At 71.8% G+C, this 10,242-nt stretch carries 14 protein-coding genes; 10 read left to right on the top strand and 4 right to left on the bottom strand.

The window, feature by feature from the left end; all coding sequences use genetic code 11:
- Nucleotides 1–150: 150 nt before the first annotated feature.
- From ACFXPK_RS21540 to rpmB, 3 genes are read right to left on the bottom strand one after another with little or no spacing between them, the layout of a single operon-like run.
- Nucleotides 151–657 carry a hypothetical protein gene (locus tag ACFXPK_RS21540; protein WP_385077711.1) on the bottom strand — a complete coding sequence of 169 codons (507 nt, stop codon included), beginning with the start codon at nucleotides 655–657 and terminating at the stop codon, nucleotides 151–153.
- A 38-nt stretch (nucleotides 658–695) separates the two neighbouring features.
- Entirely contained in the window at nucleotides 696–1,001 is a 306-nt protein-coding gene (gene rpsN, locus ACFXPK_RS21545) for a 30S ribosomal protein S14 (protein ID WP_385002443.1), read from the bottom strand.
- On the bottom strand, nucleotides 1,001–1,237 hold the full coding sequence (gene rpmB / locus ACFXPK_RS21550) for a 50S ribosomal protein L28 (protein ID WP_385002455.1): 237 nt from the start codon (nucleotides 1,235–1,237) through the stop codon (nucleotides 1,001–1,003). Before rpmB ends, rpsN begins: the two co-directional genes overlap by 1 nt.
- A gap of 52 nt (nucleotides 1,238–1,289) precedes the next feature.
- Between rpmB and rpmG the strand changes: the two genes are divergently transcribed.
- From rpmG to ACFXPK_RS21575, 5 genes are all read left to right on the top strand, one after another.
- A complete protein-coding gene (rpmG, locus tag ACFXPK_RS21555) occupies nucleotides 1,290–1,454 on the top strand; it encodes a 50S ribosomal protein L33 (RefSeq protein ID WP_385002440.1) in 165 nt (54 codons plus the stop codon).
- 63 nt (nucleotides 1,455–1,517) lie between these two features.
- Nucleotides 1,518–1,781 (top strand): type B 50S ribosomal protein L31, encoded by a 264-nt coding sequence (locus ACFXPK_RS21560; RefSeq protein ID WP_385002437.1) that lies wholly within the window; start codon nucleotides 1,518–1,520, stop codon nucleotides 1,779–1,781.
- A complete protein-coding gene (locus tag ACFXPK_RS21565) occupies nucleotides 1,781–2,968 on the top strand; it encodes a CobW family GTP-binding protein (protein WP_385077715.1) in 1,188 nt (395 codons plus the stop codon). The genes ACFXPK_RS21560 and ACFXPK_RS21565 overlap by 1 nt, the downstream gene beginning before the upstream one ends.
- Nucleotides 2,968–3,243, top strand: a complete 276-nt coding sequence (gene rpsR / locus ACFXPK_RS21570; RefSeq protein ID WP_385002431.1) for a 30S ribosomal protein S18 — start codon at nucleotides 2,968–2,970, stop codon at nucleotides 3,241–3,243. Before ACFXPK_RS21565 ends, rpsR begins: the two co-directional genes overlap by 1 nt.
- Nucleotides 3,244–3,638: 395 nt before the next feature.
- Nucleotides 3,639–3,881, top strand: coding sequence for a DUF397 domain-containing protein (locus ACFXPK_RS21575; protein WP_385002428.1), 243 nt, complete (start codon nucleotides 3,639–3,641; stop codon nucleotides 3,879–3,881).
- Between the two features lie 276 nt (nucleotides 3,882–4,157).
- Here ACFXPK_RS21575 and ACFXPK_RS21580 read toward each other — a convergent pair whose 3' ends face one another.
- The gene (locus ACFXPK_RS21580; protein ID WP_385002425.1) at nucleotides 4,158–4,658 is read right to left on the bottom strand and encodes an ATP-binding protein; all 501 of its coding nucleotides are present in this window, start codon (nucleotides 4,656–4,658) and stop codon (nucleotides 4,158–4,160) included.
- A gap of 317 nt (nucleotides 4,659–4,975) precedes the next feature.
- Here ACFXPK_RS21580 and ACFXPK_RS21585 point away from each other — a divergent pair, with 317 nt between their 5' ends.
- The 5 genes from ACFXPK_RS21585 (at nucleotide 4,976) to ACFXPK_RS21605 (ending at nucleotide 10,140) form a co-directional block, all read left to right on the top strand.
- The gene (locus tag ACFXPK_RS21585) at nucleotides 4,976–5,857 is read left to right on the top strand and encodes a helix-turn-helix domain-containing protein (protein ID WP_382893733.1); all 882 of its coding nucleotides are present in this window, start codon (nucleotides 4,976–4,978) and stop codon (nucleotides 5,855–5,857) included.
- A gap of 70 nt (nucleotides 5,858–5,927) precedes the next feature.
- Nucleotides 5,928–7,394, top strand: coding sequence for an aldehyde dehydrogenase family protein (locus ACFXPK_RS21590; RefSeq protein ID WP_385002422.1), 1,467 nt, complete (start codon nucleotides 5,928–5,930; stop codon nucleotides 7,392–7,394).
- A gap of 77 nt (nucleotides 7,395–7,471) precedes the next feature.
- Nucleotides 7,472–8,113 carry a PadR family transcriptional regulator gene (locus ACFXPK_RS21595; protein ID WP_385077720.1) on the top strand — a complete coding sequence of 214 codons (642 nt, stop codon included), beginning with the start codon at nucleotides 7,472–7,474 and terminating at the stop codon, nucleotides 8,111–8,113.
- Between the two features lie 81 nt (nucleotides 8,114–8,194).
- Nucleotides 8,195–9,247 carry an ATP-binding cassette domain-containing protein gene (locus tag ACFXPK_RS21600; RefSeq protein ID WP_385077723.1) on the top strand — a complete coding sequence of 351 codons (1,053 nt, stop codon included), beginning with the start codon at nucleotides 8,195–8,197 and terminating at the stop codon, nucleotides 9,245–9,247.
- Between the two features lie 122 nt (nucleotides 9,248–9,369).
- Nucleotides 9,370–10,140: an ABC transporter permease gene (locus ACFXPK_RS21605; protein WP_385002452.1), complete on the top strand. Its 771-nt coding sequence runs from the start codon at nucleotides 9,370–9,372 to the stop codon at nucleotides 10,138–10,140.
- Nucleotides 10,141–10,242 lie beyond the last annotated feature (102 nt).

The following is a 10,242-nucleotide window of genomic DNA, read 5'->3' on the forward strand; positions in this document are numbered from 1 at the left end:
GGGCGGCCCCCCGCCCTCTCCCCTCTCCCGCCCCCCCCCCCCGGGCCCCGCCCCGCGCCCCCCCCGCGGGGGGCGGTTGTACCGCCGGGGGGCGGCCGGGGTTTCAGCCGTCGGTGTCAGCCGACCGGCCGGTCGGCATCAGCCCGGTCGTCAGCCGGGCGGCAAGTTCGTCGGCAGGCCCGAGGGCAGCTCCGTCGGCAGGCCGGTCGGCAGCGCGTCGGACTCCGTCTTCTTCAACGTGTCCTTCTTGCCACCGGTCCAGGAGATCACCAGCGTCGTGCCGTCGTTGGACTCGATCGAGCCCATCGTGCGCTCGGTGTCGCCGTCGCCGCACTTCAGCGAGAACATCGGCGCGCCGCCCATCTCCTCCACCGCGCCCTGGCAGACGTGCTCGGCCGCCACGAGCGCGACCTTCCCCGAGGCGACGGCCAGCGCCACCGACTTGCCGTCGGTCAGTCCGGCCCAGGTCCCCTCGACGCTCGCGGCGTCCGCGCCGGAGCCGGAGTCCGCCCCCGTGCCCGAGGCGCTGCCGCTCGGCGCGGTGGCGCCGGCGTCCTTGCCCGTGTCATCGCCGTCGCCGCTGCCGCCGCACCCCGTGAGCGCGAGTGCGACGACCAGCCCGGCCGCGACGGCGCCCTTCCGTACGAGCTTCTGCACGTTCTTGTCCCCCCAGTCGGTAGCCAGACCGCGCCAAGCTACCAGGACGACTTGCGCACGCCAGGAAGGAATCCGGCGTGCGCCTGTTCGCGCAGCCGGACCCTGGAGAGGCCGAACTTCCGCAGGTGCCCACGGGGGCGGCCGTCCACGCTGTCGCGGTTCCTCACCCGCGTCGCGCTGGCGTCACGCGGCTGACGTCGCAACTCGCGCTCCGCCGCGATTCGTTCCTCCGGGGTGGTGCCGGGCCGCCGCAGGATCTCCTTCAGTTCGGCCCGCCGTACGGCATGGCGTTCGACGATCAGCTTCCGCCGCTCATTGCGGACGATCTTGCTCTTCTTCGCCATCAGACCTTCACCCCGCGCGCACGGATCCGGGCGACGGCCGCCTCGATGCCGATCGTGTCGATGGTCCTGATCGCCTTCGTGCTGAGCGTGAGCCGGACGTGCCTGCCCTCGCTGGGGAGCCAGTAGCGCTTGCGCTGGATGTTGGGGTCGAAGCGGCGGGAGGTGCGCCGGTGCGAATGGGAGATCTGGTTGCCGAAGCCGGGCTTGGCCCCGGTGAGCTGGCAGTGGGCGGACAACGTCACACCCCTCTCTCTTTGGAAATGGAAACCATTTCCATATACTAGCCCCATGGCCCGCAACGAACTCCGCCCGATCATCAAGCTCCGCTCCACCGCGGGGACCGGCTACACCTACGTCACCCGCAAGAACCGCCGGAACAACCCCGACCGCCTGACGCTGCGCAAGTACGACCCGCTCCTGCGCCGTCACGTCGACTTCCGCGAAGAGCGCTGACGCGCGCGCCCCGCCCCGCGCCCCCGCACGCTCACCACCACCACGACACGAGGACCGACTGAGATGAAGCCCGGAATCCATCCCGCGTACCGGCACGTCGTCTTCCGCGACAAGGCGGCCGACTTCGCCTTCCTGACCCGGTCGACCGCCGTCGGCGGCGGGAGAACGGTCGTATGGGAGGACGGCAACACCTACCCCGTGATCGACGTGGAGATCTCCTCGGCGAGCCACCCCTTCTACACGGGCACCGCCCGCGTCATGGACACCGCCGGCCGCGTCGAGCGCTTCGAGCGCCGTTACGGCCGAGGCCGTCCAGGGGCCCGCTGATGGCGGCCGGGTCCCGCCTGCCCGTCGCGATCGTCGGCGGACTGCACGGCGACGCGCGCAAGGCCGTCGTGCAGCTGCTGCTGGAGACCGTGCCCGGCAGCGTCGCGCTCCACCACGACCTGTCGACGGCCGCGCGCGGCACGGTCGTACGGACCGTCCGCGACGCCACCGGGACGCTGTCCCACGGAGAGGCGCCCCTGGTCAACGACTGTGCCTGCTGCGCCCTGCGCGAAGATCTCGTACCGGAGCTGGAGCGGCTCGCGGACGCCGCCGTGCCGACCCGGCTCGCGATCGTCGAACTCTGGGACTCCGTCGAGCCCCGGGCGATGGCGGAGGTCGTGGACGCGCACGGGGAGGGGCTGGTCGTCAGCTCGGTGATCACGGCGGTCGATCCGGCGCTGGTGCTGCCCTACCTCGGCAACGGCGACGACCTGGCGGACGCCGGGCTCGCCGCGGCCTCCTCGGACCGGCGGACGATCGCCGACACCTGGGCGCGGCAGGTCGAGTACGCGCCGGTGCTCGCCCTCGTGGACAACCCGCTGGCGGACGACGAGGACCGTGCGCTCCTCGCCCAACTGCACCCGACCGCCCACCGGATACGGATCGGTGCCGCCCCCGGGAGCGACGGCGGCAGCGGTGACGACGGTGCCGGGGCGCTCGCCGCCGCGGCTCTCGGCGGGTTCGACGTCGAGGCCGCCGCGGCCCGGCAGCACCCGGCCTGCGCCCTGCTGCCGCAGGAGGCCGACGACTGCGGTGTCACCACATACGTCTGGCACCGCCGCCGCCCCTTCCACCCCGGCCGGCTCTACGAGGCGCTGGAGGAGCTGTGCTGCGCGGCGGCCCGCAGCCGGGGCCGGTTCTGGCTCGCCGACCGGCCCGACACCCTGCTGGCCTGGGACGCCGCGGGCGGCGCGCTCTGCGTGGAGAGCACGGGGCCCTGGCTCGCCTCGCTCTCCGACGACGACTGGGAGGGCGTACCGCCGCTGCGCCGGGCCGCCGCGGCCCTGGACTGGGACGCGCGCCACGGGGACCGCTGCCAGCACCTGGTCTTCGTCTCGCCCGCGCTGGACCGGGACGGGATCGAGCGACTGCTCGAATCCTGTCTGCTGACCGACGCGGAGTACGGCGCGGGCCCCGACGCCTGGAAGCGTCTGCCGCCCGCCTTCGACACCCTCCTGGAGGTCTGATGTCCACTCCCCGCCCGGCCGCCTCGCGCACCTCCGCGCCGGGGCGCACCCGCCGCAAGCCGCCCGCGCCCCGCCCCAACCCGCTGGACCACGCGGGCATCACGTACATCGACTACAAGGACACAGACCTGCTGCGGAAGTTCGTCTCGGACCGGGGCAAGATCCGCAGCCGCCGGGTGACCCGGGTGAGCGCGCGGCAGCAGCGGCAGCTCACCCGCGCCATCAAGAACGCCCGGGAGATGGGGCTGCTGCCGTACCGCTCCGTACCGGGCTGATCAGGCGCGTCCCCGGAATCTCCCGGATTTTCCCCGGGACCTGTCAGGGATCCCCCGGACTCCCCTCCGGCGATCCCCCCCCCGGACTCCCCCGGCCCCGCGGCCGGGGGAGTCCCTTGTCCGCGCCGGGGTACCCGCCAGGGGTGACCCCGTCGCCGCGGACTGGACCAATATGTGGAGACTGGCCCCGAGGGGGATCCTCCGGGCCCTGTTCCGCGTCTCTCTCCGTAGAGCGGGGACGCGCGTCTCCGCACGCGGGCGCGGGTATCCGCGAGGGCGCCTGTAATCGAGGCAACACCCCGCGTGCACGTGCATCTGCTCATGCATCGGCACATGAAACACAGCTATGATCCGAGACAGTTGACACCTGCACCTTGCAACTCGGGGAGCGACCTGTGCACCACGTGTACAACGGCATAGCGGCCACAGAGCTTCACGGAGTCGTCTGGCAGAAGAGCAGGCACAGCAACTCCCAGGGGTCCTGCGTGGAGTTCGCCAAGCTGCCCAGCGGCGAGGTGGCGGTACGCAACTCACGCCACCCCGACGGGCCCGCGCTGGTCTACACCCTCGCCGAGATCGAGTCGATGCTCATCGGCGCCAAGGCGGGCGAGTTCGACCATCTGGTGGCGGGCGCCTGAGCGCCTGGCTTGTTACCGACGGTCGCACCCCGGGCCGACGGTGAGTCGCACGTCAGTGCGATGAGAACGCGCCAAAGTTGGCTGTGTCCTGGCCGAAAAATCATGAGCATGGTCTGGACCAACCCCGGTGCTCTTCGGCGAAAAGGGTCTGCCGACGACGTGTTCCGGCCAGTCGGCAGACCCTCGTGCTTGCTCCGCTCTCGCCCGTCGGCGGTACCGCCCGCCCGTCGGCCGACGCTCCGCCGGCACGCGGCCGACGCCCTGTCACCGGACCCGTCAGGCCCGCTCCGCCTGGAGGTGGAAGAGCGCCCAGACCACCTTGCCGTGCAGCGACCCGGCCAGCGGGTGCCATCCCCAGGTGTCGCTGAACGACTCCACCAGGAACAGTCCCCGGCCCGACTCCGCCGCACAGTCCTCGTCCGTCTCGCGCGTCGCCGGGCTCGTGATGCTCGGGTCCCGCACCGCGCACACCAGCCGCGACGACCACCGCATCAGATGCAGCCGTACGGGAGGCTCGTGCGGTTCGCGCGGGGTGTCGGCCGGCAGGGCGTGCCGCAGCGCGTTCGTGACCAGCTCGGAGACGACCAGCGCGACATCGTCGAACCGTTCGCTCAGCTCCCACTGGGAGAGCGTGGTCCGGGTGAACTGCCGGGCCCCGCGCACCGCCTCGTACCGGGCCGGCAGGGCGCACGAGGCCGAACCTGCCGCCCCTGCGGGATCGATCGGGGGAAGCCCTTGCCTTAAAGGCTCGAGCATGGTCGATCCATTCATCCCCATGCGAGCACTCCCGGGGTTCGCGGCCGTAGCGATACTGCGGGTGGTTCAGCGGCACAACACGGCACCGCGCGGTCCATCACGCAGGTGCGCGGGGCCCATGGTTCCGAATGCGTAGGGCAGATGCAAGGGCAGATGCACGTGCACGCGCCCGCCTTCGCCCCTCAAGTGATGGTTCTGGCACATTTCTTCCTGTGACCAGTTTCGCCCTCTCCGCAAAGCCTTCTTATTTCCGTAATCGAATGAGTACGGGGCGAAGCGTTTTGATGGCAGAATCCGGCACTTGGAGTTCGGGGGTGCTCCGAGAAGAACCACATGCGATGGGGAGGGTTGGAGACGTGACCGCAGCCGAATCGGGCGGTTCCGTGGTGCGGCGCATCCTGCTGGGCTCACAACTGAGGCGGTTGCGCGAGTCGCGCGGCATCACACGTGAGGCAGCGGGCTACTCGATCCGCGCATCCGAGTCCAAGATCAGCCGTATGGAGTTGGGACGGGTGAGCTTCAAGGCCAGAGACATCGAGGACCTGCTGACTCTCTACGGGGTCGCCGAAGAGGGCGAGCGCGCCGCCCTGCTCGGCCTCGCCCGGGAGGCCAATGTCGCGGGGTGGTGGCACAGCTTCGGCGATGTGCTGCCCGGCTGGTTCCAGACGTACATCGGTCTCGAAGGCGCCGCCTCCCTCATCCGTATCTACGAGGTGCAGTTCGTCCACGGGCTGCTCCAGACCGAGGCGTACGCGCACGCCGTCGTCACCCGCGGCCAGCCCGACGCCCCCTGCGCCGAGGTCGAGCGCCGGGTCGCCCTGCGGCTGGAGCGGCAGAAGGCCCTCGTCTCCGAACGCGCGCCGCGCTTCCACGCCGTACTCGACGAGGCGGCCCTGAGACGGCCCTACGGCGACCGCGCCGTCATGCAGGGCCAGCTCAAGCACCTCATCGAGATCTCCGAGCAGCCGAACATCACGCTCCAGGTGATGCCGTTCAGCTTCGGCGGCCACGCCGGGGAGAGCGGCGCCTTCACCATGCTGAGCTTCCCCGAGTCCGACCTCTCCGACGTCGTCTTCCTGGAGCAGCTCACCAGCGCGCTCTATCTGGACAAGGGTGAGGAGGTCGCCCAGTACGAACGGGTGATGGAACGGCTCCAGGCGGACAGCCCGGGTCCCGAAGAGAGCCGCGATGTCCTTCGCGGACTGCTCCAACTGATCTGACGACATCAGTACGATGACATCGCATCAGGAGTACGCACCCGTCGTAAGGGATCGCACCGTAAGGGATCGCATGTCCTACTTCACCGACCTGGCCCACCAGTACATCGACGGCGAGTGGCGGACCGGCAGCGGCTCGTGGGACATCATCGACTTCAACCCGTACAACGGGGAGAAGCTCGCCGCCATCACGGTCGCGACGGCCCGGGAGGTCGACGAGGCGTACCGCGCCGCCGAGCGCGCGCAGCGCCTGTGGGCCGCCACCAACCCGTACCGGCGCCGGCCGGTCTTCGAGCGGGTGCTCAGGCTGGTCGAGGAGCGCGAGGACGACATCGTCGAGGCGATCGTCGACGAGCTGGGCGGTACCCGCCTCAAGGCGCGGTACGAGGTCGGCGCGGCCCGCGAGTTCCTGCGCGAGGCGATCCAGCTCTCGCTGCGCCCGGAGGGCCGGATCCTGCCGTCCCCGGTGGAGGGCAGGGAGAACCGCGTCTACCGGCTGCCGGTGGGTGTCGTCGGCGTGATCAGCCCCTTCAACTTCCCCTTCCTGATAACGATCCGGTCGGTGGCGCCCGCGCTCGCGCTCGGCAACGCCGTCGTGATCAAGCCGAACCAGAACGCGCCGGTCACCGGTGGCGGTCTGGTGGCCAAGCTCTTCGAGGACGCGGAGCTGCCGGCCGGGCTGCTCAACGTCCTCGTCACGGACATCGCGGAGATCGGCGACGCGCTGATCGAGCACCCCGTCCCGAAGGTGATCTCGTTCGCCGGATCGGACCGGGTGGGCCGCCATGTCGGCGCCGTCGCGGCGGCCCACTTCAAGCGGACCGTGCTCGAACTGAGCGGCAACAGCGCCCTCGTCGTCCTCGACGACCTGGACGAGGCCGGGCTCGACCACGCGGTGGACGCGGCGGTCGCGAGCCGCTTCTCCTACCAGGGCCAGGTCTGCATGGCCGCCAACCGGATCCTGGTGGACCGGAGCGTCGAGGCGGCGTTCACCGAGAAGTTCGTGGCACGGGTGGCGGCGCTCAGGACCGGCGACCCGCGCGACCCGGAGACGCAGATCGGCCCGGTCATCAACACCTTCCAGGCGGACGCGCTGACCGCGCTGGTCGACCAGGCCCTCGCGGAGGGCGCGACCGCGCTCGTACGGGGGCGGACGCGGGGCAACCTCGTGGAGCCCACGGTGCTGACCGGGCTGGCGGACGATTCGCCGCTGCTGGGGCAGGAGATCTTCGGCCCGGTGGCGCTGCTGATCCCGTTCGACGGTGAGGAAGAGGCCGTACGGATCGCCAACCACACCCCGTACGGGCTGAGCGGCGCCGTCCACACGGCGGACGTGGAGCGCGGCGTCGCGTTCGCGCAGCGGATCGTCACGGGCATGATGCACGTCAACGGCTCGACCGTGCAGGACGATCCGATGGTCGCCTTCGGCGGGGAGAAGTCCTCGGGGCTCGGCAGGCTCAACGGGGACTCGACGGTGGAGGCGTTCACCACGCTGAAGTGGATCTCGGTGCAGCACGGCCGCGCCGAGTACCCCCTCTGAGCCGTTCCCGCGGCCCCCGCGCGGCGGCGGTCCGGGCCCGCCGGGGGCGCGGTGCACCCGGGTCATAACCTGGGCGTATGTCAGCGATCCGTTTGCTCGTGCTCGCCGCGGTCCGCCAGCACGGGCGGGCCCACGGCTACCAGGTCCGCAACGACCTGGAGTACTGGGGCGCCCACGAGTGGTCCAACGCCAAGCCCGGCTCGATCTACCACGCGCTGAAGCAGATGGCGAAGCAGGGCGCCCTGCTGGCGCACGAGGTCGCGCCGAGCACGGCGGGCGGGCCGCCGCGCACGGAGTACGAGCTGACGGACGCCGGCGAGACGGAGTACTTCACGCTGCTGCGCTCCGCGCTGACCTCGTACGACCAGAAGATGGACATCCTGTCGGCCGGGCTCGGCTGCATGCTCGACCTGCCGCGCGCCGAGGTGGTCGAGCTGCTGAAGGAGCGGATCCGCGCGATCGAGGCGTGGCGGGCGGCGGTGACCGAGACCTATGTACCGGAGGAGGGCCCCGGACAGCTCGGCCACATCGGCGAGATCATGAACTTCTGGGTCCACTCGGCGGACACGGGCGCGGAGTGGACGCGGGGCCTGATCAAGCGGATCGAGGACGGTGCGTACATCTTCGCGGGGGAGGGCGAGCCCTTCGTCGGGGTGCTCGGCGAGGGCGAGGAGAACCCGTACGCGACGGGTGTCCCCGATGACGGGGATCTCCAGTAATCAAGTTTGACTAACCGATGGGCCGGAGTTAGCCTTCGCGTTAGTAGTCAAGTTTGATTACTGAGCTGGGAGGCGGAGACCTTGACCGGAACGGGCGGAGCGGGCGACGCGATCGTGGTGGCGGGCGCGCGGAAGAGGTACGGGGAGAAGAGAGCCCTCGACGGGTTCGACCTGGCGGTGGAGCGGGGCACGGTGCACGGTGTGCTCGGGCCGAACGGAGCGGGCAAGACGACGGCCGTACGGGTCCTGACCACGCTGCTGCGGCCCGACGAGGGGCTGGTGCGGGTGGCCGGGTTCGACGTACGGACCCAGGGCCGCGAGGTGCGGCGCAGGATCGGGCTGCTGGGCCAGCACGCGGCCCTCGACGAGGATCTGAGCGGCCGGCAGAACCTGGAGATGTTCGGACGCCTCTACCACCTCGGCGCCCGGCGCGCGGGGGAGCGGGCCGGTGAGCTGCTGGAGCGGTTCGACCTGACGGAGACCGGACGCAAGGCCGTCAAGCGGTACAGCGGCGGTATGCGGCGACGGCTCGATCTGGCCGCGTCCCTCATCACCGACCCGGAGGTGCTCTTCCTGGACGAACCGACCACCGGACTCGACCCGCGCGGCCGGGCGGAGGTGTGGAGCGCGGTGCGGTCGCTGGTCGGCGGCGGGACGACCGTACTGCTCACGACGCAGTACCTGGAGGAGGCCGACCAGCTCGCCGGGCGGATCTCGCTGGTGGACCGGGGCCGGGTCGTCGAGGAGGGCACGCCGGACGAGCTGAAGGCCCGGATCGGCGGGGACCGGATCGATGTCGTCCTGCGCGACACGGACCGCCTCGGGGACGGGGCGCGGCTGCTGGCCCGTACGGCCGGTGCGGCGTCCGTCCGTACGGACACCGATCGGCGGCTGCTGAGCGCGCCCGTGACGGACCGGATGGCGGCGCTGGCCGAAACCGTACGGGCGCTGTCCGCGGCGGGGATCGAGGCGCAGGACATCGCGCTGCGCCGTCCGACGCTGGACGAGGTCTTCCTCCGGCTGACGGGTGACGGCGCGGGTGAGGGCGCCGGGGAGGGCGCCGGGCAGGACGAGGCGGCGGACCTCCAGGGCCCGGGGCAGCGCACGCCGGAGCGTACGGAGGTGTCCGCATGACGGCGGTGAACCCCACGGCCACCACCGGCTCCACGGGCCCCAGGCCCCCCACCGGCCCCGACGTCGGACCGGGGGCGGCCAGGGGTGGCGGGCTCGGCTGGGCGCTCGCCGACTCCTGGACCATGACCCGGCGCGAACTCGCCCGCTGGGCGCGCGAACCGGTCCAGGTCGTCGTCGGGCTGGTCTTCCCGGTGATGCTGCTGCTGATGTTCGGCTTCCTGATCGGCGGCGGGCGCGGCGTCGAAGGCGCGTACCTGGCCTTCCTCGTCCCCGGGATGCTCGCCCTGACCATGGCCTTCGGGCTGGAGTCGACGATGCTGGCCGTCACGCGGGACCTCGACAAGGGCGTGGTGGACCGGTTCCGTTCGATGCCGATGGCGCCGTCCGCGGTCCTGGTGGGCCGGAGCGCCGCTGACATGCTCCAGTCGGCGCTCGGGCTGGCCGTGCTCGTCGGCGCCGGGTACGCGGTCGGCTGGCGCTGGCAGGGCGGCCCCGCGGAGTTCCTCGCCGCCGCAGGACTGCTGCTGCTGTTCCGGTTCGCGATGCTGTGGCTCGGCATCCAGCTCGCCATGGTGGCCGGCCGTCCCGAACTGGTGCAGGCGGTGCAGATCCTGGTCTGGCCGATCGGCTTCCTCTCCAACGCGATCGCGGCCCCCGGGGCGATGCCGGGCTGGCTCGGCGCGGTCGTGGAGTGGAACCCGATGTCGGCGACGGCCACCGCCGTACGGGACCTGCTCGGCGCCCCGGGCGCTCCGGGCGCCGGCGGGGCGGGCGCGGCGGACGGCTCCTGGGCGGCGGACCACGCGGGGCTCCTGGCGCTCGCGTGGCCGGTGGCGCTGCTCGCCGTGTTCTTCCCGCTGGCGGTACGGAGGTTCGGCCGCCTCGACGGCTGAACGGCGCGGGGGGCGGGGCCGCCGGGGCCGGGCCCGGTCGCCGCCGGGCCGGGGAGTGGTGGGGTGGGGGGGGGGGGGCCCGTTGGCGGGCCCGCGGGGGCG

Origin of the sequence: Streptomyces sp. NPDC059142 (assembly GCF_042755665.1) — a bacterium.
Lineage (GTDB): Bacteria > Actinomycetota > Actinomycetes > Streptomycetales > Streptomycetaceae > Streptomyces.

Bases quoted from the DNA above. Each gene is read 5' to 3' on its own strand.
- ACFXPK_RS21590 (WP_385002422.1), top strand. From the start codon at position 5,928: ATGTCCTACTTCACCGACCTGGCCCACCAGTACATCGACGGCGAGTGG.
- rpsN (WP_385002443.1), bottom strand. From the start codon at position 1,001: ATGGCGAAGAAGAGCAAGATCGTCCGCAATGAGCGGCGGAAGCTGATC.
- ACFXPK_RS21560 (WP_385002437.1), top strand. From the start codon at position 1,518: ATGAAGCCCGGAATCCATCCCGCGTACCGGCACGTCGTCTTCCGCGAC.
- ACFXPK_RS21595 (WP_385077720.1), top strand. From the start codon at position 7,472: ATGTCAGCGATCCGTTTGCTCGTGCTCGCCGCGGTCCGCCAGCACGGG.
- ACFXPK_RS21605 (WP_385002452.1), top strand. From the start codon at position 9,370: ATGACCCGGCGCGAACTCGCCCGCTGGGCGCGCGAACCGGTCCAGGTC.
- ACFXPK_RS21580 (WP_385002425.1), bottom strand. From the start codon at position 4,658: ATGGGGATGAATGGATCGACCATGCTCGAGCCTTTAAGGCAAGGGCTT.
- rpsR (WP_385002431.1), top strand. From the start codon at position 2,968: ATGTCCACTCCCCGCCCGGCCGCCTCGCGCACCTCCGCGCCGGGGCGC.
- ACFXPK_RS21585 (WP_382893733.1), top strand. From the start codon at position 4,976: ATGGGGAGGGTTGGAGACGTGACCGCAGCCGAATCGGGCGGTTCCGTG.
- ACFXPK_RS21565 (WP_385077715.1), top strand. From the start codon at position 1,781: ATGGCGGCCGGGTCCCGCCTGCCCGTCGCGATCGTCGGCGGACTGCAC.
- rpmG (WP_385002440.1), top strand. From the start codon at position 1,290: ATGGCCCGCAACGAACTCCGCCCGATCATCAAGCTCCGCTCCACCGCG.